This window comes from Mariniflexile sp. TRM1-10 (genome assembly GCF_003425985.1).
Lineage (GTDB): Bacteria > Bacteroidota > Bacteroidia > Flavobacteriales > Flavobacteriaceae > Mariniflexile.
The window spans coordinates 1,761,031-1,783,846 of the sequence record NZ_CP022985.1 but is presented as its reverse complement, the minus strand read 5'-3'; the positions used below and the strand labels follow the sequence as shown (position 1 = coordinate 1,783,846).

The 22,816-nt window shown below is 34.8% G+C and carries 17 protein-coding genes and 1 pseudogene; 10 read left to right on the top strand and 8 right to left on the bottom strand.

Annotated elements, in window-relative coordinates; all coding sequences use genetic code 11:
• Both glgB and CJ739_RS07710 read left to right on the top strand, forming a co-directional pair.
• On the top strand, positions 1 to 1,917 hold the full coding sequence (glgB, locus tag CJ739_RS07715; protein WP_117174032.1) for a 1,4-alpha-glucan branching protein GlgB: 1,917 nt from the start codon (positions 1 to 3) through the stop codon (positions 1,915 to 1,917).
• Positions 1,918 to 2,197: 280 nt separating this feature from the next.
• Positions 2,198 to 4,600 (top strand): glycoside hydrolase family 31 protein, encoded by a 2,403-nt coding sequence (locus tag CJ739_RS07710; protein ID WP_117174029.1) that lies wholly within the window; start codon positions 2,198 to 2,200, stop codon positions 4,598 to 4,600.
• A gap of 5 nt (positions 4,601 to 4,605) precedes the next feature.
• Here CJ739_RS07710 and CJ739_RS07705 read toward each other — a convergent pair whose 3' ends face one another.
• The 3 genes from CJ739_RS07705 to CJ739_RS07690 all read right to left on the bottom strand — a co-directional run bounded on the left by CJ739_RS07705 (position 4,606) and on the right by CJ739_RS07690 (position 9,388).
• The gene (locus tag CJ739_RS07705) at positions 4,606 to 4,794 is read right to left on the bottom strand and encodes a hypothetical protein (protein ID WP_117174027.1); all 189 of its coding nucleotides are present in this window, start codon (positions 4,792 to 4,794) and stop codon (positions 4,606 to 4,608) included.
• Between the two features lie 54 nt (positions 4,795 to 4,848).
• Positions 4,849 to 7,002: a cation:proton antiporter gene (locus CJ739_RS07700; protein WP_117174025.1), complete on the bottom strand. Its 2,154-nt coding sequence runs from the start codon at positions 7,000 to 7,002 to the stop codon at positions 4,849 to 4,851.
• Between the two features lie 628 nt (positions 7,003 to 7,630).
• The gene (locus tag CJ739_RS07690; RefSeq protein ID WP_117174023.1) at positions 7,631 to 9,388 is read right to left on the bottom strand and encodes an SLC13 family permease; all 1,758 of its coding nucleotides are present in this window, start codon (positions 9,386 to 9,388) and stop codon (positions 7,631 to 7,633) included.
• Positions 9,389 to 9,940: 552 nt separating this feature from the next.
• Here CJ739_RS07690 and CJ739_RS07680 point away from each other — a divergent pair.
• Positions 9,941 to 11,725 carry a cation:proton antiporter gene (locus tag CJ739_RS07680; protein ID WP_117174021.1) on the top strand — a complete coding sequence of 595 codons (1,785 nt, stop codon included), beginning with the start codon at positions 9,941 to 9,943 and terminating at the stop codon, positions 11,723 to 11,725.
• A gap of 441 nt (positions 11,726 to 12,166) precedes the next feature.
• On the opposite strand, the gene CJ739_RS07675 is transcribed toward CJ739_RS07680, so the two are convergent.
• Both CJ739_RS07675 and CJ739_RS07670 read right to left on the bottom strand, forming a co-directional pair.
• Positions 12,167 to 12,562 (bottom strand): sigma-70 family RNA polymerase sigma factor, encoded by a 396-nt coding sequence (locus CJ739_RS07675; RefSeq protein WP_236951661.1) that lies wholly within the window; start codon positions 12,560 to 12,562, stop codon positions 12,167 to 12,169.
• A 133-nt stretch (positions 12,563 to 12,695) separates the two neighbouring features.
• Positions 12,696 to 13,043, bottom strand: coding sequence for a hypothetical protein (locus CJ739_RS07670; RefSeq protein WP_162880157.1), 348 nt, complete (start codon positions 13,041 to 13,043; stop codon positions 12,696 to 12,698).
• A 379-nt stretch (positions 13,044 to 13,422) separates the two neighbouring features.
• On the opposite strand from CJ739_RS07670, the gene CJ739_RS07665 reads away from it, so the two are divergent.
• Complete coding sequence (locus CJ739_RS07665) at positions 13,423 to 13,701, top strand: helix-turn-helix domain-containing protein (RefSeq protein ID WP_117174015.1); 279 nt, start codon at positions 13,423 to 13,425, stop codon at positions 13,699 to 13,701.
• Positions 13,702 to 13,864: 163 nt separating this feature from the next.
• Positions 13,865 to 14,035 (top strand): hypothetical protein, encoded by a 171-nt coding sequence (locus CJ739_RS20310; protein WP_162880156.1) that lies wholly within the window; start codon positions 13,865 to 13,867, stop codon positions 14,033 to 14,035.
• A gap of 22 nt (positions 14,036 to 14,057) precedes the next feature.
• Here CJ739_RS20310 and CJ739_RS07660 read toward each other — a convergent pair whose 3' ends face one another.
• Complete coding sequence (locus CJ739_RS07660) at positions 14,058 to 14,330, bottom strand: hypothetical protein (protein WP_162880155.1); 273 nt, start codon at positions 14,328 to 14,330, stop codon at positions 14,058 to 14,060.
• 451 nt (positions 14,331 to 14,781) lie between these two features.
• Between CJ739_RS07660 and CJ739_RS07655 the strand changes: the two genes are divergently transcribed.
• From CJ739_RS07655 to CJ739_RS07645, 3 genes are all read left to right on the top strand, one after another.
• Positions 14,782 to 15,465, top strand: a complete 684-nt coding sequence (locus tag CJ739_RS07655; RefSeq protein WP_117174011.1) for a hypothetical protein — start codon at positions 14,782 to 14,784, stop codon at positions 15,463 to 15,465.
• Positions 15,466 to 15,656: 191 nt separating this feature from the next.
• Complete coding sequence (locus tag CJ739_RS07650) at positions 15,657 to 17,129, top strand: potassium/proton antiporter (RefSeq protein ID WP_117174009.1); 1,473 nt, start codon at positions 15,657 to 15,659, stop codon at positions 17,127 to 17,129.
• Between the two features lie 166 nt (positions 17,130 to 17,295).
• Positions 17,296 to 18,564: a chloride channel protein gene (locus CJ739_RS07645; RefSeq protein WP_117174007.1), complete on the top strand. Its 1,269-nt coding sequence runs from the start codon at positions 17,296 to 17,298 to the stop codon at positions 18,562 to 18,564.
• Positions 18,565 to 18,927: 363 nt separating this feature from the next.
• Here the strand turns inward: CJ739_RS07645 and CJ739_RS20585 are convergent.
• Positions 18,928 to 19,123: pseudogene (locus CJ739_RS20585) on the bottom strand (Arm DNA-binding domain-containing protein); the annotation flags it as partial.
• Between the two features lie 392 nt (positions 19,124 to 19,515).
• Entirely contained in the window at positions 19,516 to 19,887 is a 372-nt protein-coding gene (locus CJ739_RS07635; protein ID WP_236951626.1) for a DUF202 domain-containing protein, read from the bottom strand.
• A gap of 166 nt (positions 19,888 to 20,053) precedes the next feature.
• Here CJ739_RS07635 and CJ739_RS07630 point away from each other — a divergent pair, with 166 nt between their 5' ends.
• Positions 20,054 to 20,914 carry an MBL fold metallo-hydrolase gene (locus CJ739_RS07630; protein ID WP_117174005.1) on the top strand — a complete coding sequence of 287 codons (861 nt, stop codon included), beginning with the start codon at positions 20,054 to 20,056 and terminating at the stop codon, positions 20,912 to 20,914.
• Positions 20,915 to 20,941: 27 nt separating this feature from the next.
• Positions 20,942 to 22,552, top strand: coding sequence for a S8 family peptidase (locus tag CJ739_RS07625; RefSeq protein ID WP_117174003.1), 1,611 nt, complete (start codon positions 20,942 to 20,944; stop codon positions 22,550 to 22,552).
• Positions 22,553 to 22,816 lie beyond the last annotated feature (264 nt).

Below are 22,816 nucleotides of genomic sequence, written 5' to 3'. Positions count from 1 at the left end.
ATGGCACAAGTAAAAGTTTATAGTCTATTTACAGACTTCGATATTAACCTTTTTAAAGCAGGTAAACACTATAGGCTTTATGAAAAATTTGGGTCTCATATAACTACTGTTGATGGTATTGAGGGTACTTATTTTGCTGTTTGGGCACCAAGTGCTAAACAAGTTTCTGTAATTGGCGATTTCAACTATTGGACCGCAGGCGAACACCAATTAAACGTTCGTTGGGATAGTAGTGGCATCTGGGAAGGCTTTATTCCGTTAGTAGGTAAAGGCAATATCTACAAATACAAAATTGAAAGCCATAACAATGGCATAAAAACCGAAAAAGCAGATCCGTACGCACGTCGTTGTGAACATCCTCCAAAAACAGCTTCCATAATTTGGGACGATTCCTATAAATGGAAAGATACCGATTGGATGAAAAAGCGTAAAAAACATAACGCTTTAGATGCGCCTTATTCGGTTTATGAAGTGCATTTAGGGTCTTGGAAACGTCATTTAGAAGAAGACCGATTTTTATCGTATTATGAATTGGCAGACGATTTAGTAACTTATGTAAAAGACATGAATTTTACGCATGTAGAATTAATGCCTATTATGGAATATCCCTATGATCCTTCTTGGGGTTACCAACTTACAGGATATTTTGCACCAACATCACGCTTTGGCTATCCTGAAGAATTTAAGTATTTGGTTGACAAATTACATCAAAACGATATAGGCCTTATACTCGATTGGGTTCCTTCACATTTCCCTGAAGACGCCCACGGATTAGGTTTTTTTGATGGCTCTTGTTTATACGAACACCCCGATAAGCGCAAAGGCTATCATCAAGATTGGAAAAGCTTAATATTTAATTACGAGCGTAACGAAGTAAAATCATTTTTAATCAGTAATGCCATTTTTTGGATGGACCAATACCATGCCGATGGGTTACGTGTTGATGCCGTTGCTTCTATGCTATTTCTAGATTATTCCAGAGAAGACGGCGATTGGGAACCTAATATTTACGGTGGCAGGGAAAATCTTGCTGCTATCGATTTTCTTAAAGAACTAAACCAAGAAGTTTATGCATCGTTCCCCGATGTACAAACCATTGCCGAGGAATCTACCGCATTTCCAGGAGTTTCAAAACCAGTGTTTTTAGGAGGTTTGGGATTTGGTATGAAATGGATGATGGGTTGGATGCACGATACCCTTGAATATTTTGGAAAAGACCCTGTTTATAGAAAATACCATCAAAACGATATTACTTTCAGTTTGGCTTATGCATTTTCAGAGAATTTTATGCTACCGCTTTCACATGATGAAGTCGTGTACGGTAAAAGTTCCATTTTAGGAAGGATGCCTGGCGATGAATGGCAACGCTTTGCAAATCTTCGCCTTTTATTTGGTTATATGTTTACCCATCCCGGAACTAAATTAGTTTTTATGGGTACCGAATTTGGGCAATATAACGAATGGGATTTTCAAGAAAGTTTAGACTGGAATTTACTGGAATTCGAACCCCACAAAAACTTCCACAATTATTATAAAGCATTGAACACATTCTATAAATCAACTCCTGCCCTATTTGAAAAAGCGTTTTCAGGTGAAGGTTTTGAATGGATTAGTTATGACGACCATGAAAATTGTGTCATATCCTATATTAGAAAAGGGTATCAAACTGAAAATGATGTGGTGGTGGTTTGTAATTTTACTCCAACCGTAAGAGAAAAGTATCTTATTGGACTTCCTATAAAGGGAAAGCTCATTGAAATATTTAATAGTGATGCTAAAGAATTTGGAGGCAGTGGCGTAACTAATAAAACCAAAAAACAGTTGGTAATCTCTGAAAAATCTTGGAATGGCAAGGCGTACTCCGCTGAAATAACCTTAGCGCCTTTGGCAGTAACTGTTTTTCAGTTTAAGTCTTAGAGACTGGTTAAGTTTTATCCTTTGGCTCTTTTATGTATTTTTTTAACGTTAAAACTTAGGCGTTGTTCAGGTGAAATCAATCTTAACAACGCCTATTTTGTATAAAAAAACTGAAAAACTCATGTATAGGGCATACTTTGTATGAAAATTGTGGATTCTATAATTATACATGTAATTATTTGACTATTAGGCAGCTTTACTTTAATATTTTTAATGAATAAACTCTACTAAAATTTAATTCTTTTAGTATTTTCGTCAACTAATTCTAACATCATTAAGAATGATATTAAATACTGAATTAGAATACAAGGGAAACCTATTCCCCTCAAACATAATTTCTTACAAAAAAAATCTAGATACCTTATCTTTTACTGCTGAAAATAATGTGGTGTTGCAAATAACCGTACAACGCGACAGTATTTTAAGATTTCGATATTCGACAACGGGCGTTTTTGAAAAGGATTTCTCTTATGCAATCACCAAATATGCTAACAGAGGCTATAACTTTCTTGAAATAACCGAAGAAGACGATAAATACATCATTACCACTTCCAAAATTATTTGCCATGTAGCAAAAATTGATATGCGAGTAGCACTTTATGATGCCAAAGACAAAACCCTTATTTGTGAAGACGAATTAGGATTTCACTGGGAAGAAAGTTATGACTTAGGTGGCGATATTGTTAAAGTGTCTAAAACAGCACAAGAAGGTGAAAGTTATTATGGTTTAGGTGATAAACCAGTAGATAACAACCTTAAAGGGAAACGCTTTGAAAACTGGGTGACAGATTCTTACGCATACGGCAAAAACACAGACCCCATATATAAAGCCATTCCGTTTTATACAGGTTTACACCACAAAAAATCCTATGGGATCTTTTTTGACAATACCTTCCGTACTTTTTTCGACTTTTGCCATGAACGTAGAAACATTACCAGTTTTTGGGCGCAAGGTGGTGAAATGAATTATTATTTCATTTACGGTCCTCAAATGTCCGATGTTGTTTCCATATACACCGACTTAACAGGAAAACCTCACGAATTACCAGCTTTATGGTCTTTAGGGTACCACCAATGTAAATGGAGTTATTATCCAGAATCTAAAGTAAAAGAAATAACAAACAAGTTTAGAGAACTCCAAATACCTTGTGACGCCATTTATTTAGACATTGACTATATGGAAGGTTTTAGATGTTTTACTTGGAGTAAAGAATACTTTCCAGATCCCAAAAAAATGGTAAAGGAATTGGCCGATAATGGCTTTAAAACCATTGTAATTATAGATCCAGGCATCAAAATCGACAAAGAGTATTCGGTTTACCAAGAAGGTATGGATAAAGATTATTTCTGTAAACGTGCCGATGGGCCTTATATGAAAGGTAAAGTGTGGCCAGGGGAATGTTATTTTCCTGACTTTACAAAACCAGAAGTACGCGAATGGTGGTCCAATTTATTCAAAGAACTTGTTGAAGACATAGGTGTTAAAGGTGTTTGGAACGATATGAACGAACCCGCTGTAATGGATGTGCCCGGGAAAACCTTTCCTAATGATGTAAGACACGATTATGATGGAAACCAATGCAGCCATAGAAAAGCACACAACGTTTATGGAATGCAAATGGCAAGAGCTACCTATCAAGGTCTAAAAAAATTCGCATATCCGAAAAGGCCTTTTGTTATTACAAGAGCCGCTTATTCTGGTACACAACGCTACACCTCAAGCTGGACAGGAGATAATGTAGCAAGTTGGGAGCATTTAACCATAGCCAACATTCAAGCGCAACGTATGTGTATGTCTGGGTTTTCGTTTATTGGTTCAGATATTGGCGGTTTTGCGGAACAGCCTAATGGCGAATTATACGCACGCTGGATCCAATTAGGTATTTTCCACCCGTTTTGTAGAACACACTCCTCTGGAGACCACGGAGACCAAGAACCTTGGGCTTTTGGAACTAACATCACTAACATTGTTAGAAAGTTTATAGAGATTAGATACCAACTATTGCCTTACTTATATACCGCCTTTTGGAGATATGCCAATGAAGGGATTCCTATACTAAAATCACTTGTTTTATTTGACCAAGAGGATGCACATACACACTATAGAAATGACGAATTTATTTGTGGTGAAAAAATATTAGCGTGCCCTATTACCGAACCAAATGCCAAAGGAAGACGTATGTATTTCCCTATTGGAAATTGGTATAATTACTGGAACAATGACATTTTGGAAGGTGGCCAAGAGCTATGGGTAGATGCCGATTTAGATAGCATGCCCATTTTTGTTAAAGAAGGTGCTATCATACCAAAATACCCCATTCAGCAATATGTAGGTGAAAAACCTTTGGAAGAGCTCATATTAGATGTGTATTATAAAGCAGGCGAAGAAACATCCCAGGTTTTTGAAGATGCACAAGATGGCTATGATTATATAAAAGGCAGATATAGTCTAAGAAACTTTAAACTTTTAGGCAAAAAGAAGTCCTTAATTATTCAGCAGTTTAAATCGGGTAAATACATAACCCCTTACGAAACTTTGAGGATTAAATTTCACGGATTGCCATTTAATATCTCTAAAATTCAAATTGATAACGAAGAGGCTTTATTTGAAAACGTAAAACTTAATGGTGAAAACACTATTGTTATTAGTAAGGAATTTACAGAGCTTCATGTAATAGCCTAGAAGTTTTACATACCTCGTTTATTATTATTAGAATTATTATTATTAGAAAAAGGCTTACCAAGATATACCAACTTATAGCCTTTTTCTATTTTTTCTATGGCCTTGTTTTGAGAAGAAATTATTTCTAAAACGCCTTGTTTATCTTTTACTAATAAAGGAATGGTCTCTTTCTCATTATTTGTAATTTCAATCAATTATTAAATTGCAAGTATCCTAAAATAAAGAACGCTATTATTTTTGAAAAAGGGCTATAAATCGTCTTTCTTAAAAATGTTTTCAATACCCTTGCCTATTTTCTGTATGGTTTCAATCCCTTTGCTCAAAGGTTTTGAGGAAATATCATAATATCTTTCACTCGTATAATCATGACTGAATTGTTGTGGATAAATTACAAGACGGCTATTTGATGGAAAATACTTTTCAAGTTTTGAAGGAAGATTTTCTAATGCCCCAATGTAAGATGTAGCACCTTTACGAGCAGAAGTTAACACAAATAAATCGTCTTGATGTATGTTTTTTGCTAAAACAAGTATATCATCCCAATCAACAAATAAGTGAATCGTAATAGATGCTGACAATTTTGCCCTTTTAAAAAGTTTTTCAACTGCGCTTTTTGTAGCCTCATTGCTATATAACTGTATAGGAACACTAAGCTCCTGAGCGAGTCTTGCCATTTTAATAACCCAAAGCTCAAAACCGTTTTCATGCTCAGATAAAGGCGAAGCTGCAATAACAATTCTTTTGTGCAATACTAAAGGCTTCTCAAGATAGCATACAAAAATTGTTTTATCAGTATTGTTTAAAATACTATCAACTTTTTCACCCAAAAATTTATTTAGTAATCCAGAGCGTCTTGGCCATCCTAGAACAATAATATCCGCCATTATTTCTCTTGAAATACGGGCTATTCCGCTTGCTGTGTTGTGATCTATTGTAGTTATTACATTTACTTTTGTTTCTGATGCAGAGGCTTGTTTTACATATTCTTCCAACTTATTTCTTGCTTTCAGTATGTTAATCTCCGCTTCGTTGTTGTTAGAAACCACTGAAAGAATAGATACGGGATTGATTGATTTCTTGTCTTTAATAAAGATTGAAAATTCAAGTAACTTTTCAATGTTCTCTACATTTGCTATGGGTAACAGAAGGTGTTCACTTTGAGCTCCATTTATGCTTGCAGGGCTACTTGTATCTTCTTCGGTTTCAATAACAATTTTTTTAGCAGCCTTCTCCGTAGCAAAAGAAGCAATAATACAGGTAATTAGAATAAGTATGATAGTTCCGTTCAAGATATTTTCGTCCAGAATTTCTGCTTTGTAACCAACTAAAATAACAGCTAGTGTTGCAGCAGCATGGGCACTACTAAGACCAAAAATAAGTTGTCTCTGTGCCTTAGTATATTTAAAAACAAGTTGAGTAAACCATGCTGCAATCCATTTTCCAAATAACGCCACAACAGAAAGAGTTCCTGCCACAATAAGAGCCATAGGACCACTAAGAATGACACTTACGTCTACCAACATACCTACACTTATTAGGAAAAAAGGGATAAATAATGAATTACCAATAAATTCTATCCTGTTCATTAAAGCCGATGAGTGTGGTATCAGCTTGTTCAAAGCTAGTCCTGCAACAAAAGCCCCAATGATGGGCTCAACACCTGCCACTTCAGCTAAAAATGCCGCAAAAAACACAACTGAGAGTACAAAAATATAATGTGAATGTTTCTCGCTCTCTAGTTTTCGAAAAAACCATTTGGCAATTCTAGGTATTATTAAAAACATAATAGCTGAGAATATAGCTAGCGAAACCCCCAAACGAATCCAAAATTCTTGATTCAAATTTCCTTGGCTATTTCCCATAATAACAGCCAAAATAATAAGCACCGCTGTATCGGTTAAAATAGTGCCTCCAACGGTTATAGCGACGGCTTGATTTTTTGAAACCCCTAACTTACTCACAATTGGATAGGCTACAAGCGTATGTGTGGCAAACATACTAGCAGTAAGAAAACTGGCATTAAAATCGTATCCTAGAAGGTAAAAGCAAACAGGAAAGCCAATACTTAATGGAAAAATGAACGTAAAAAATCCAAATAAAAGACTTTTATTTCTATTTGATTTAAACTCGTTCATATCTAATTCAAGCCCTGCTATAAACATGATGTAAAGTAGACCAATCGTTGAAAAAAGGTCTATAGCAGAGTTTTTCTCAAGGATATTTAAACCATATGGACCAACAACAACTCCAGCTATAATTAATCCAATAATTCCCGGTATGTTTAATTTTCTCAACAGAATTGGAGACAACAAAATGATGAATAGAATCAATGAAAAAACCAATACTGGATTTCCAAGTGGGAATTCAAATTCGTGCATTAAGTGTTTAAAAAAATCCGTCATCGTTATCAGTATATATTTGGTTTGAATTTATTTAGAGTGACTACATTTAAACGCCCTTTCTTTGCTTCCACTTTAATAGCCAAAGAATCAAGCTACTATAATAAAAATAGCCCTGTTCACTCTGTAGTAAATTAAATCTGGTGTTAAAATACTAATTTTATTCGATTTAAAACCCCTATTACTATACGATGTCTTTTTAGTTATTATGATTACTACACTTCTTGAATTGAAAAGTCTTTGGTGTTTACGTCTGGTTTAATACCATTTACAGGTATACAAAGCCCTTGTAGCTAAAGACCTTATGCTTTTAATTCTTTATAATTTAAAAGGGAAAGAAATAAGGAATAATAAAGGATACGGCAATCCAAATAATTAAATTTAGAGGTGTTCCTACTCGCAAAAAATCATTGAACCTAAGTTTCCAAAGGCATATACCATGCTATTTGTTGGATAGTTTAAAGGCTTCATAAACGTTAATGGACACGTAAACAGCACTGCCACCAAAAAAGGGCGTTCGCTAACTTCCATTATAGATGTTAGGCTTATAACAACTGGTGTAAGCAATTCTGCCTGTGACTTTTATAAAAGGCTTATTATGAATTTTAAGCATACCGTTATCAATAATTCATTAAGACAATGGCCAAAAAAGTGGTACTAAAATCATTAGAAGTACAAATAAAATAAATGTAAGAGGCAACCCTACCTTAAGAAAGTCACTAAACTTATATTTTCCAGGTCCAAACACAAGAATACATGAAGGCTCAAATGGCGCAATTAATGAAATGGAAGCACCTAACATGATGGCAATAGCAAACGTACGAGGATTGGCATCTAACATCAATGCAGTTTCCATGGCAACAGGTAATATTACCAAGGCTGCTGCTGCGTTGCTCATGGGTTGTGTAAGGATTATTGCTAAAACGACAAAGCCCCCAAGAACATACATCGGTCCAAAATCACCTAACAAACTTATAGTGACTTCGGCTAAAAATTTTGAAGCTCCAGAGTTTTCCATGGCAGTGCCAAATGCCGTCATTCCTCCTATAAGAATGAGAAGTTTCCAATTGATGACTTGATATACACGCTCAACGTTTATGGCACCAGAAATCACGGTAAACAAGGCTGCTGCCATAAAACAAATGGACAATGGCGCCCAACCGAGGCTTCCCGCCAATACTGCCAATAAAAAAATGGAAGCAGCAAATAGGCCTTTCTTTTCTTTAAATAGATTCACTCTAAAGTCACCCACAACAGAAAAATCTGTTGAGTTTCTATTAGCATCAATATCTTCTTGTGTGCCTTGTACTAAGAGCATATCTCCAACTCTAAGATGAAGTCCGCCAATCTTTTGGGATACTGCACCTTTAAAACGTTGTACGGCCAACACGACCAAATCATAATTTTGACGAAAACGGGATTCTTTTAATGTCCGGTTGATTAAGTTAGAACCTGGCATAATCAATAGCTCTGCAAGAAGAATTTTTTTACTCATGATTTCTTTATCGCCTATAGTATCGGCCAAAACATGAAGCTCTGCTGACTCCTTGATTTTGATAAGATTCTCAACACTACATTCTACAATAAGAACGTCATTGGCTTCAATGCGTGTTCTAGAATTTGGAAGAAAATCTTCCTTATCACGAATAATTTTTAAAATGCGTACATCTTGTTTGGCAAGATCGGAATGGAAAGCAATCTGTCCAATTAATTTTGATTTTTCAGAAACCACAATTTCTGATAAATACTGCGCAATGTCATACCGTTCGTTGTATCCAACTTCTTTATGATCTGGCAATAGTTTGTTATAAAAAATAAGAATAAACATAATACCAGTGACAAGAAAAATAATTCCTATTCCTAATATTTCAAAAAAATGAAGTGGTTCCATTCCCTCTTGGGCGATGTAGCCACTAACAGCTACATTGGTTGAGGTTCCAATAAGGGTGCAAGTGCCTCCAAGAATGGAAGCAAATGCTACAGGAATCAATACTTTTGAAGGGCTCATATTAAGTTTCCGGCACATCCCAATAACAGGACCGGTTACTAATGCCGTAACGGTTGTATTATTCATAAATGCTGAAAGTACTCCTGTAATAAACATGGTATACCCTACAAAAAGCGTTTTGCTTTTTATAGTTTTTATCATTTTTGATCCTACTTTATCTAACAGTCCCGTTTCAGAAAGTGCTCCTGAAATGATAAAAATGGAAGCTAAAATGATGATAAAATCACTGCTAAACCCTTCAAAAGCTTCTTGAGGCGTAATGATTCCAGAAAAAGCTAAGACCACTAATAGCCCAATGGTAACAATATCAACCGAAAATTTATCAGTAGCAAAAAGAATAATGGTGACAATTAATAAACTAATCACAAGGGCTATTTCCATAGAGAATTTTTTAGATATGTTAGATCTTACTCGTAGAGAGAGTTTCCAAATACTTTTTATAAATATTTAAAAGTGCCGCTTAAAGTTTGATAGTAATTCTTCAGACCAATTTAGCTTTTTTTATTTTAAAAATCGAACATGAATTGCCTCAACGCAGAACGTATGGGATCTCAAAGCGAAATCTATTTTTCATTCGACACAAAGCGTCGGGGAAAAACCCAACTTTGATTAAAATCCGCCACTTATACCACAAATATAGAGCCCAATACTAATGTAGCTGAATAGTTAAACCTCGAAAAACCCTCTTCTGGATTTAATATCCCTGTAACAATAAACAGAGCCATGATAAGAATAGATGTTGTATCTATAGAAAAATAATCCTTTACAAAAAGGAATACACCTACTAAAATGATTGCCAGAGTTAAATATAAATCCATATTCATTAACCAATTGACTGCTACGTTTTGTTTTCACGAATATAATTAAATCCATTATATATTCTATTCCTTAACGCCTTTTTTGTAAGTTTACACTTTACACAAAAGGTTAAATATGGAAGGTTATGACATTTTAGGTATCCTACTTATTTTAATATCTGCTTGGATAGGAGGATTTGCCATGAAAAGAATTGGTTATCCAGCTATTTTAGGCGAGCTGCTTGTTGGTATTCTTGTAGGACCCGCTCTATTGGGGTGGATCGATAGTAATTCAACTATAGATGTATTAGCAGAAACAGGCATCATTATGCTCATGGCCTACATTGGGATGGAAATTAACTTTAAGGATCTTGGTAAGGCATCTAAAGCGGGCTTACTGGCAGCTTTGGGAGGGTTCTTAGTCCCATTTATTTTGGGTTATTATGCCATTACAATAACTGGTGGCACACAAATATCAGGATTTTTTGTTGGTATTGCCGTAGGCGTTACTTCTTTAGTTACTAAAAGCAGGATACTCGTTGATCTCAACTTATTGGATACACGTATTGCTTATGTACTAATGGTAGGTGCACTTATATCTGACACGCTTGCCCTTATTATTTTTGCGGGCCTTAGTAGCTTTATTGATGCTGGTTATGTAGACACTATGGGCGTTGTTATTGTAGCCGTAAAAGCGCTATTGTTCTTTGGTCTTACTTCAGTCTTGGGTCTATATATACTCCCCTATGTTGGTAAACTATTTACCAAATATAATATAAAAGATAAAACACTGTATTTTACCCTCTTGCTTGTTATTGTTTTTGGTTTTTCTGAATTAGCCGAAATCGCTGGTTTGCATAGTATTCTAGGGGCTTTTATGGCCGGTTTGTTTGTTCGGGATGGTATTTTTGAAAAACAAATCACCAAGCAGGTTAATAGTGTGTTCCATAATGTTTCTATTGGGTTTATGGCTCCTATCTTCTTTGTTTCCACAGGATTTCAAGTAACTTTAGACGTTTTTAAAACAGACCTAAACCTCCTTATTTTAATCTTGGTAATTGCCTTTGCCGGTAAAATTCTGGGTGCTGTCTTATTTTATTTGCCAAGTGGGCACGGTTGGAGAGAGGGTCTCGCTGTTGGCGCTGGTATGAATGGCCGTGGCGCCGTAGAAATTATCATTGCCGGTATTGGTCTACAAAAAGGTGTTATTACCCAAGAAGTGTTTTCAATTTTAGTGTTCATGGCTATACTAACAACGCTTTCTGTTCCAATCATGCTGACCTGGACTACAAATTGGCTTCAAAAGAGTGGAAAGCTTGTTCGACAAAAAACAAGAGAAGGTTTTCTCATTATGGGAGCAAACTCTCTGGCTCTGCTCATGTCAAAATATTTAAAAGACTCGAATAAAGTAACCCTTATTGATTCAAATAAAGATTTAGTAGCTTCGGCAAAAGCAAATGGTTTTAATTGTATCCATGGAAATGCTCTGGAGTCAAATACCTTGGAAGAAGTTGGAGCAAAGAATTTTAAAACCTTTTTAGGTCTAACCAGTAATAGCGAGATTAACCTTTTGGTCGCCCAACTAGCCCATGATGCTTTTTATATACCTGAAAAACATATAGTTTTAACCCCAGGGGAAGGACGAGCAGGTATTAGCCTTCTTAAATCAATTTCTACATCTACACTTTTTGCATCAAAAATAAATATAGATAACTGGATTAAAAAAATCCAAAACAATGAGCATAAAGAGCTATTTGAAAAAGTAGAGCAAAAAATGCCCACAAGGGAATGGCTAAAATCTAAATTAAGTGAAAATGTAAAGATTTTACCCATTTTAGTTATTGATAAAAATGAAAACAAACGTCCTTTTCATTACAATGATACTATAGATATAGGAGAAACTGTTCTTTATATTGTTTAACCTCTTGGTCTCCAATATTTTGCTTATGCTTTTTTTCGTCTAGAAAATAAACTTTTTTTTAAGCTTTTTTATGATAAAAGATACCTTACTTGTGACGGAAAAATGTTTGTAGAAGGATTACTTAAAAAGGGAATAATAACAAAAGAATCATATTGCTCACCGTTAAAATTATTGAGTTGACTATTTTTTCATCCACAAAGCACATTTATTTCTCCCACGCAAATCCCGCCGTTCATAAAAGAGCTTTGCTGGATGTTCAGGTAAAGCGTATTGAAAAAATCGCCCAGCAACACCCAATAATGATATTTTTCAATACCCTTTCAGTGGCTTTCTAAACCACGATGCTTACCACCATATACACATACATAGTTGATTAAATTGCCACATAAAGACTAGCTTCCAGATTACATAGTTGTATTGTTAAAGAGTTTTATGATATAGCTATAATAAAACTTGCCTTAAAAAACCTAGGAGGTTTCTTAATTTACGGTATGCCACCTTTTTATGATCCTTGACTGTATTAACAGAGATAGATAGTTTCTTTGCAATCTCATCGTTAGTATAGTCCTTGATGCTAAGTCTAATAACCTGTGCCGCCTTGTCTGGTAGTTCCTTGATGGCGTTTTCTATGATAACGGTCGTTTCCACAACTACTGCCTCAGACATAAGGAATTCTTCCGTCTCATAGGTTTTTATATTTTGGTCCGCATACCGCTCTGTAAGTTGGTGACGTTTGCTTTTTAGGTGGTTGAGGCATTTATTCCTTACGGCTTTATAAAAATATCCAGTAGTATGGTTTTCATCTTGGAAAGTAGTCTTGTCTTCCCATACCTTAATAAAAACCTCCTGAACGATGTCTTTTGAGAGCTCAAATTGTCAAGGTACTTGTATGCTAACACACATAGTTGTGGGTACAGGCTCATAAAAAGCTTGTTGTAGTCCTTAAGTGTCTGTTCTTTTTTGCCTTCGCTCATGGTTTTGTACCTTCCTTACCAATGGTTACAACTTCATTTGTTTCGAGGCACTTTTTTATATTCTTGGTTAGTGTATCTATAGAAATCAGTTCCCTGTTATTATAATATACGGCAGGAAGCGATTTAAAGAACGTGTCAAATTCTTTTCTTGATAAAAGCTGGGCTCCTGTACCATAGGCGAGGTCGGTATACAAAATGCCCATGACCTTGAGTGCCGTGCCGCAGTGTTCTTTAACAAGATTGCTGAGGCTTGACCTGTCCAGTAATAGTCTTAGTGAGTCTAGAATATCGTGCTGTGGCAGTATAAAGGAGTTGGACTCTATTGGTTCCTTGTTTTTTTCCATTGGGATTAGGTTTAAGGTTAACATATACTTGTTTATGGGGTTCTATAAACTTGAAATTGCCTGAAAATAAGGTCAACCCAATAAACCTTTTAAGTTTAAAAACAAAAAAGGCGTGGAACTCAGCTTACTGCCATTGAGGTACTGGTATACCATGCAACAATAAGTGAGCCCACGCCCAAAGAGAGAGACGTGAGCATCTTACTTATCATCTCGTTGCAAAAATTACCAGTTTTCAATGGCGAGATTCAAAGCGAATGCTTCAAATATTTTGTTTTGAAGAATCGCAAAAATAATAATTCAACGGCTAATATATGATTTTTTTATTTAGGATACTTATAAGTATCCTAAATTTTCAATTTTAAGACTGAATTTTATCCTAATGGAAAAAATTAGAAATAGAAATGAGAAGAAAGCTCTAGGATATAGAATCGTTGAACTTAGAAAAAAAATAATTAATCCTAAAACAGGAAAGCCTATTTCACAAGAGGAATTGGGACTAAGGACTGGTCATGCAAAAAAGACAATTGGAGAATTGGAAAGAGGAAATTCAAATCCAACATATGAAACTCTGTTGCTCATATCGAAAGAATTGAATGTAACAATAAATGAATTTTTCAATTTTGATATGAATAAATACGAAAAATTATCCAAAAAATAAATACTCACTATTCTCAATCGAATTTTCTAAAAGCATAATTTAAATATTTATACTATACTACATAAACTTTAGAACTTATATTTCTTTTTAACTTTAGAAATCGAAAAACTTAAGTAAGAAAAACGATAAATATAAATTTGGCAAAGTAAATAGATTTTTGCCAATGATATATAAAAGATGGAGAACAAAGAAGTCCATACTAACTTCTTTAATTGAAATTGCAACAGGATTACGTGTTCATCCTAAAGAGATATTTGACATCATGTTTGATTTTGAAGAATATTATGCTAATTTGGATGACATTGCCAAGAATAACGATATCCCAAAAAAATAATTGAATTTGTCTATGCCCAAAACTAAAGCCAGAGGGATGGATCAGGGTTAGGGGTATCAAAAAAAGCTTTTAATTTTATACAAAGGTTACCATGTAATGCCCTATATGTGTCTTCATCTATAGAGATAGACTCTTCCCATTCCTCCAAGTCTTCCAAAATAGCCTCCCGACTGGAATACTTAAAAACCATAAAATCATAACAATCAGATGCCATAAGGGCTTCCTTCGATTCCTTGTACAATGCCATGGCAATACTATTGGCAGCTAGTATAAATTCAGTTTCTGTAGTATTCATATCATTGTTTTTGTTTGACATATATAAACTTAATAAAACTTGAAATCTTCTTCAAATGAAATCCGATATATTACCCAATATTTATAAATTTTAATCCCTTCGTAGATTATTTTTTGAAATACTTTCCATGTTTTTTTGTCATTTAATCTGTTCATATATACAAATTTTTAGTCTTAATGATATCTACATTTATAATTTTGACTTTGCACAAAAAGCATATGTGAATTGGAAATACCAAATTAAATTCGTGTTTTTTGTTAAACAGAAAAAATATAAATCCATTTGATAATTTACAAAACATTTATATATTGCATATTATAAGAATTTTCATCATTTTTAAATAAAGGTAAAAAAGATAAAAACACTAAAACTTCTACATAGCTGCCCATACGAGTTGTATAAAAAGAAGAAAGTTCAGTATATAAACGTTAACAACAACTTAACCTCATCAATGAATAGTCATTTAAACAAGATAATTAAAGATAATTTTAATGAGTTCGACCGTTGGATTGAAATTTTAAATCGACAAAGAGATTCTATTTTTACAGTTGAAAGTCTAAATGAAGACGAATATACAAAACTGACCTATGAAACTTCAGACGTACTTGTAAAAATAGCTGATTTAGCTATAAAATACGGTAATTTTAAAGATGATTTTGACACAAGTAAAATGTACTTGAATTTATATGGACCTTCCTTAATAATAAAGTCAATAAAAACAGGTGGGACATATTATTTAGCGACAGATTTGGAAGGAATTTATTTAACAACTTCATTTCTTCACGCTGACAATCTCAAAAATATGAGTGATGATTTTTGGATTGAACTTTTTGAACTAAAAAAATTTAGCGGATTTGAATATGAGGAAAACTCATATTTCACTATTGACGTTCAAAGGAAATATCCTGAATTATTTCACACCTATAAAGACACGTTATTTCTAATGTTTAGAAAATTTTTCTTGTCACACACAGAAAACCACAATGACATTGATATTGGTGACTTTAAAGTCAAATGGAAACCTGACGAAGATTTTAGCAAAATGATTGCGGAAATATGTTTGGTATTTAAATCTATGTACAAAATGGATTATAAACTGTGGAAAATAACTGATTTACGAAAGAAAAAAAAGTAGTTGCTAAGCCCCATATATAAAAATTGCTATTTTTAGCTAGCACAAAGCTGGTAGCTATGCTAACTGACCCCGAAATGACATACTGAAAGTTGACAGTTTTCGGCTCGACAAGACTAAAAAAACAATAGGACTATTTGATACTTTAACTGACGATAAAACGTAACTTTGTGCGGTTGTAAGAGAAAAAAAGAATGAACTTAACAATTGAAAATATATTATTAGTTGGCTCTCTATTACTTTTTGTAAGTATTATTGTAGGTAAGACATCCTATAAATTTGGTGTTCCAACATTATTGCTCTTTTTAACGATTGGAATGTTGGCAGGCTCTGACGGCATTGGCGGTATCAATTTCGACAATCCGCAAATTGCCCAATTCATTGGTATTGTTTCGCTTAACTTCATTTTGTTTTCAGGGGGTCTTGACACCAATTGGACTTCTGTAAAACCTATTCTAAGGGAAGGACTTGTTTTATCCACTTTAGGCGTTTTACTAACGGCCCTTTCACTTGGGACATTTGTTTGGTTCGTTACTGATTTTACAATTTATGAAAGTATGCTGTTGGGCTCTATTGTTTCATCAACAGACGCAGCTGCCGTATTTTCAATCTTACGTTCAAAAAATCTTGCCTTAAAGACAAATCTACGCCCGACATTGGAATTAGAAAGCGGTAGTAACGACCCAATGGCGTATGTATTGACTATTGCATTTTTGACTTTGGTAATCAATCAGGACCAAAGCATTGCATCCATCATTCCCCTGTTTTTCCAACAAATGATTTTGGGTGGAATTGTAGGTTTTGCCTTTGGGAAACTTAGTAAATTTATAATCAATAAAATCAAGCTTGACTTTGAAGGGCTTTATCCTGTATTGGTCATAGCTCTGATGTTTATTACATTCTCGGCAACCGATTTTGTGGGCGGTAACGGATTTCTCGCTATTTACATTTGTGCGGTTTACTTAGGCAATCAAGACCTGATACACAAGAAAACCATCTTGAAAATGTATGACGGTTTGGCTTGGCTAATGCAGATTGTGCTTTTCCTTACCTTAGGTTTACTTGTTTTCCCTTCTCAAATAATTCCATATTTCGGCATAGGGATGATCATCTCATTATTTCTGATAATCGTTGCTCGACCTGTGAGCGTTTTTCTCAGTTTGATGTTTTTTAAAATGAGACTTAAAAGAAGATTTTATATTTCTTGGGTTGGTTTGCGTGGTGCTGTTCCAATTGTGTTTGCAACTTATCCTTTGTTGGCCGGAATCGACAAGGCCAATATGATTTTCAATATCGTGTTTTTCATATCTGTTACGTCGGTTTTAATTCAAGGAACAACTTTATCCATTGTTGCTAAATGGCTCAATGTTGCCTTGCCCGAAAAAGCAAAAAAGATTACTGAAATAGACAAACTCATTTTAGAGCTTCCTAAATCATCCTTGCAAGAATTTGAAGTTTTGCCCAATTTTCACGCAGTAAACAAAAGAATTGTTGATTTGAATTTCCCGAAATCAGCGTTTATTGTGATGATAAAAAGAAACGGGGAATATATTCGTCCGGGTGGTTCAACGGAGTTGGAAGCAAAGGATATTTTAATGGTTCTTGCAGACAGTCAGGACGATTTTACAAAAGTGAACGATTGTATATACAGCTCAAATAATAAATGACGTAACAAAAAAGCATAGCAGCCAGCAGTACCTACCCAAAAGTGATGGTTCTGTGGTTATGTCAAGCTTTGTACTTCTATCAAAATTCGTGGTACATTAACAGTGAAGTACTCCACCTTCGGGTAGTTGCCGAACATTGTATGCCATATAAAACAGAAACGAAAAAGTGAAATTAAAACGAAGAAGAAAATTAGTAACGTACTTAAATATTTTAGACCAACCTGTCCGATTCAACCCTTTTGTTTTCAGTCGGACTTTTTTATTGTGGGCTTTTCTCGGATTGGTAGGTGGAATAATAGCGGGATTTTATTGGATTGTGCTTGAATTTCTAACGCACCAATTGGCTTTTTTTAGTGGTTGGCATGTAATTCCCGTAATGGCAACCTGCGGCCTTTTAGCAGGTTTGATCATTCACTTTATTGGAGACCCGGGAGAAATACATTTGATCGTAAACAATATCCGTTTTAATAAGGGAAAACTAGACCCCAAAAACAATCCTTCCATGGTACTATCCTCGTTGTTGTGCGTAGCATCAGGTGGAAGTCTCGGACCAGAAGCGCCATTAGTACAAGTAACAGGCTCGACAGGTACTTGGATAGGAAAGTTGTTCCGACTTAAAGGGGAGGAATTAAGGTCATTGAGTATTGCAGGAATGGCATCAGGCTTTACAGCCTTATTTGGAGCGCCATTGGGCGGTAGCTTGTTTTCGTTGGAAATACTTCATCATAAACACGCCGTGGAGTATTACAAAGCCATTATTCCTGCATTTGTGGCAAGTTGTTTTAGCTATTTGGTATTTGCCTTGATCATTCATTTGGGTCTTGGACCAATATGGGATTTATCTGCGTATGAATATTCAGGAATTTTTGATTTTGGTTATGCCGTGCTGTTCGCAATAATTGGAGCTGTTTTTGGATGGGCTTTTATTTTTTGCACCAAATTTTTCAAATCAATTTTCGAGAAAAGACCGATACCTATTTATGTCAAAACACTCATTGGGGGAGTTCTACTAGGTGTCATAGCATTTTACTTCCCATTAACCCGATACTTCGGACATCACGAGATTAACGAACTATTATCAGGGAATTTTTCTTTGACTTTGTTGTTTACAATTTTGATTTTTAAAATCATAGCCATTTCAATAACCGTGACATCCGGTTGGAGAGGAGGGTTCATTATCCCCTTGTTTTTCGTAGGAGCAACATTGGGACTGATAATTTATCAATTGTTCCCAACAATAAATCTGACGTTAGCAATTGTTAGCTGTATGGCAGCAATTAATGCTTGTGTTACTCGAACGCCAATGAGTACGACCATTTTATTGGCAACTTTAACGGGTTTCGGACATTTCATTCCAATCCTTTTTGCGAGTTTAACAGGCTATTTTTTAGCTCCAAGAATACCTTTTATAGGTTCGCAACTGGAGAAAGAATGAAAAACCATATCAAAATGATAAGACACAAGCATGTCTTTACTACTCAAATTTAGGTGGAAAAAACATTTATTGAAATAGAAGAATAAATTACGGTTTAATCTAAAGAATTCCTCGGGGCTAGCCTGGAGTTCCCACTTCTACCTCTCCTTAAGGAGAGGTCAAAACTGTCAGGCAGTTTTGGGTGAGGTGTTATAAATAAATTTTGATTTTTGTACCTTTAGGACAAAATGAAACGAGTAAAATACCCCTATGGCTTCTGCGGGGATTGTTCGTTTCAAGAAATTTGTTTATTTATCTTCTTCAAAAGAAGAAAGCAGGATTTAATGATCCTACTTTTTTATACCCCATTTTTCATCCACAAACTTCCCTGCTTTTACCTAAAACCCTGCCGTATTTCAGATCCCAGTTTGAAGCATTGATGTCAAGCTTTGAGCTAAATGCGGATTGCCTGCCGTTAATGGTTATCCTGCACATAATCGGTACCATTCCGTTTTTCTTTGGTGCATTCTTTTTTAAGGTAGAACAATACCTTGAACGTTGATCCTTTTGTTGTTTCCATAACTCACAATTCTTAATGTTAAAATTAAAAATAAGTGAGTCGGGAAACAATATGGATCAAGGTATAAAATACTGAAAAACAACTATTGATAGAATATTCTGTGAATATCAAAAGTAACGTTTTGGTAACCTTACTTTTGGTAATCTTTACTTTTCCCTGCATTTGACAATATACCCAAAAAATCATAAAATAGTTGTAAAGCCTTTATTTATAGGGGTTTTTGCAGATTTAATCTTTGGTACTTATTGTCTGAAAATTTTATTTTAAAAATCGAACATGAATTGCCTCGACGCAGAACATATGGAATCTCAAAGCGGAATCAATTCTTCATTTGACACAAAACGTTATGAAATTAAACCCATTTTTGATTAAAATCCACCACTTGCCATAAATTAACTTTCCTCCTTGGCGGATTCATTGGTGGATTCAAACGTATAATATAATCTCTTCAAACTCTTCTTTAGTAATGTGAATCGATAAATTCCTATAACAAAAAAAAGGGCGCTAAAAAAAAGTGAAGCAAAAGCTAAATATTTGAAATTCGGAAAAATTTCCAGTTGAAAAAAAGCAATACCTCCCAACAACAAATACAATGAAGACCTAACGTAAGAAAGTAACGTGCGTTCATTTGCCAAACGCGTGCGCTCAATAGCAAGATAGTCCCTTAAAATAATCTCTTCATCAGGTTTAAAATCTCGCCCGAACCGTAAGAGATTCATTTTTTTTATTTTTAACTGTGTTTCAATAATATCTTTTAGCAACATCTTAAAAGTTTATTTTATAAATCTAATCGAATTTTTGAAGGTTTCAAAAGAATGTTTTACTTAATTAAAAATAACAAAATGTTAAATAAATCTAATAAACGCAATGATTTTTGACTTCTCATTAACGTTTTTAGTAATTTGCAACATATTTTATTTCAAGCCCTAGATGCAGTTATATTCGGTAAACTCTGGAAATTTTAAATTAGATGGTGGTGCCATGTTTGGCGTCGTTCCAAAATCATTATGGCAAACTACAAACCCTGCCGATGCCAATAATATGATAGATCTTACCACCAGATGCTTACTTATTGAAGATGGCAATCGACTTATTTTAATTGATACGGGTATGGGCAACAAGCAATCCAGCAAGTTTTATGGCTACTACTATTTATGGGGAAACCATAGCTTAGATGGATCACTTAAAAAGCATGGTTTTCATCGTGATGATATTACCGATGTTTTTATGACCCACTTACATTTCGACCATTGTGGTGGAAGCATTCAATGGAATCATGACAAAACAGGTTACGAACCCGCATTTAAAAACGCCCTTTTTTGGAGTAATAAAGACCATTGGCAATGGGCAACACAACCGAATAAACGAGAAAAGGTTTCCTTTTTAAAAGAAAATATTTTACCTATGGAGGAAAGCGGACAGCTTAACTTTACAACTATTCCAACAGGTGATACCCTTATAAATTCAGAATTGGGCTTCGATATCTTTTTTGCAAACGGACATACCGATAAACAAATGATTCCGCTTATCAAATACAAAGAGATAACCGTCGCCTTTATGGCCGATTTATTGCCAACCGTTGGGCATTTACCACTACCCTATGTTATGGGTTATGATACCAGACCACTATTAACGCTCGACGAAAAAGAAAAATTCCTTAATATAGCTGCTTCCAATAATTATTATTTATTTTTAGAACATGATGCCCATAATGAAATTATTACTGTAACTAACACCGAAAAAGGGGTCCGATTAAAAGACATCTATACCTCGCAAGATATATTCCAATAAAAAAGTGACTAATTCAAAAACAAATAAATGAAAACAATTAAAACAATAATGCTATCTGCGGTTGTTGCCGTATTATTCTCTGGCTGTGGAGGGACTGCCAACATTATTTCTACGCCTATTGAAAACATAGACAGTTCGCCTTTAAAAGTTTCAGAATTAACTGAAAACGAAAAACACAATTGGGGCCATCTAGACTTGGCAAAAGATACCATTCCGGGAATGAGCGTCGATAAAACCTATACCGAACTTATCAAAAACAAAAAAGGAAATACCGTTATTGTTGCTGTCTTAGATTCTGGAATTGATATAGACCACGAAGATTTAAACGATGTCATTTGGACCAATAAAGATGAAATTCCAAACAATGGAAAAGATGATGATAACAATGGTTATATTGACGACGTGCATGGTTGGAATTTTTTAGGTGATGGTTATAACGAACAATTAGAATATGTACGGATAATAGCCAGTGGTGATACTAACAATCCTGATTATGCAAGAGCAAAAGCTTTATACGAAACAGAATACCAAAAATGGTTAGGTAGAAAAACGCAATACGATCAAATTTACCAACAAATAAAAAATACAGACGATATCCTTACCAAACATTTTGGAAAAAAAGGTTATACCAAAGAAGAGGTAAAAGCCATTAAAACTGAAGACCAAGCGCTTCTTCAAGCTATTCAAGTGGCAAATTACATGTACAGCAACGGCATGGATTCTATGGCAGATGCCTTAAAAGAAATTAATGATGGTTTAGAAAGCATTAACGACCGCTTAAACTATAACTTAAATAAAGACTTTAACGGGCGCGTAAATGGTGATGACCCAAATAACTGGAATTCTAAATTTTATGGAAACGGAAACGTAAAACCAGTAAAGAAAAGTGAAAGTCATGGAACACACGTAGCGGGTATTATTGCTGCTGAGCGCAACAATGGTAAAGGTGCTAATGGTGTGGCTAACAATGTAAAAATTATGAGTGTTAGAACCGTTCCAAACGGAGATGAATACGATAAAGATGTTGCTTTAGCTATTCGTTATGCTGTTGATAACGGTGCAACCATAATTAATGGTAGCTTCGGAAAAAGCTTTTCTCCACATAGCGATTGGGTACGTGATGCTATTAAATATGCAAGCGATAAAGACGTAGTATTTGTACATGCTGCTGGAAATGACAGTGAAAATGTGGATGTAGAATCTAATTTTCCAGACGATAATGTGAATGGTCAAGAAATCTCTAATACATACATTCGAGTGGGTGCATTAGAACCGAAATATGGTTCGAACATTGTTGCAGATTTCTCTAACTACGGAAAACAAAATGTCGATGTATTTGCTCCGGGTGCTAAGATATATTCAACAACCCCACAAAACGAGTATGATACAAAAGGAGGTACTTCTATGGCGGCACCTGCGGTTGCTGGAGTTGCGGCATTAATTCGTTCATACTATCCTAAATTAACAGCGGCTCAAGTAAAACAAATCATTATGGACTCTGGTTTAGCCATTAAAACAAAAGTGGTTGTTGGTGGCGATACCAATAACATAAAACCTTTTGCCGATTTATCTAAAACAGGACGCATTGTTAATGCTTATAATGCCTTCATTATGGCGGCTAAAATGTCTATTCAATAAAATTTATAGCTATAAAAAGCTGAAAACATTTTAGTTTAAAATTATTAAGATATTGAAAATGAGGCTGTCTAAAAAGTCTAGTTCTATGTCATATTGAGCACTTCGACAAGCTCAGCACAGGCTTTGTCGAAATATTTTAACTTACTGGTAATCAATATCGGTTTCGACAAGCTCAACCTGACAAATTAAATTTAAAGGGCTTTTTAGACAGCCTCATTTTTTTATTATTTTAAAACCACGAACTTGTATAAACTTTCTAAATTG

Bases quoted from the DNA above. Each gene is read 5' to 3' on its own strand.
- glgB (WP_117174032.1), top strand. From the start codon at position 1: ATGGCACAAGTAAAAGTTTATAGTCTATTTACAGACTTCGATATTAAC.
- CJ739_RS07710 (WP_117174029.1), top strand. From the start codon at position 2,198: ATGATATTAAATACTGAATTAGAATACAAGGGAAACCTATTCCCCTCA.
- CJ739_RS07700 (WP_117174025.1), bottom strand. From the start codon at position 7,002: ATGACGGATTTTTTTAAACACTTAATGCACGAATTTGAATTCCCACTT.
- CJ739_RS07690 (WP_117174023.1), bottom strand. From the start codon at position 9,388: ATGGAAATAGCCCTTGTGATTAGTTTATTAATTGTCACCATTATTCTT.
- CJ739_RS07680 (WP_117174021.1), top strand. From the start codon at position 9,941: ATGGAAGGTTATGACATTTTAGGTATCCTACTTATTTTAATATCTGCT.
- CJ739_RS07670 (WP_162880157.1), bottom strand. From the start codon at position 13,043: ATGGAAAAAAACAAGGAACCAATAGAGTCCAACTCCTTTATACTGCCA.
- CJ739_RS07665 (WP_117174015.1), top strand. From the start codon at position 13,423: ATGGAAAAAATTAGAAATAGAAATGAGAAGAAAGCTCTAGGATATAGA.
- CJ739_RS20310 (WP_162880156.1), top strand. From the start codon at position 13,865: ATGATATATAAAAGATGGAGAACAAAGAAGTCCATACTAACTTCTTTA.
- CJ739_RS07660 (WP_162880155.1), bottom strand. From the start codon at position 14,330: ATGAATACTACAGAAACTGAATTTATACTAGCTGCCAATAGTATTGCC.
- CJ739_RS07655 (WP_117174011.1), top strand. From the start codon at position 14,782: ATGAATAGTCATTTAAACAAGATAATTAAAGATAATTTTAATGAGTTC.
- CJ739_RS07650 (WP_117174009.1), top strand. From the start codon at position 15,657: ATGAACTTAACAATTGAAAATATATTATTAGTTGGCTCTCTATTACTT.
- CJ739_RS07635 (WP_236951626.1), bottom strand. From the start codon at position 19,887: ATGTTGCTAAAAGATATTATTGAAACACAGTTAAAAATAAAAAAAATG.
- CJ739_RS07630 (WP_117174005.1), top strand. From the start codon at position 20,054: ATGCAGTTATATTCGGTAAACTCTGGAAATTTTAAATTAGATGGTGGT.
- CJ739_RS07625 (WP_117174003.1), top strand. From the start codon at position 20,942: ATGAAAACAATTAAAACAATAATGCTATCTGCGGTTGTTGCCGTATTA.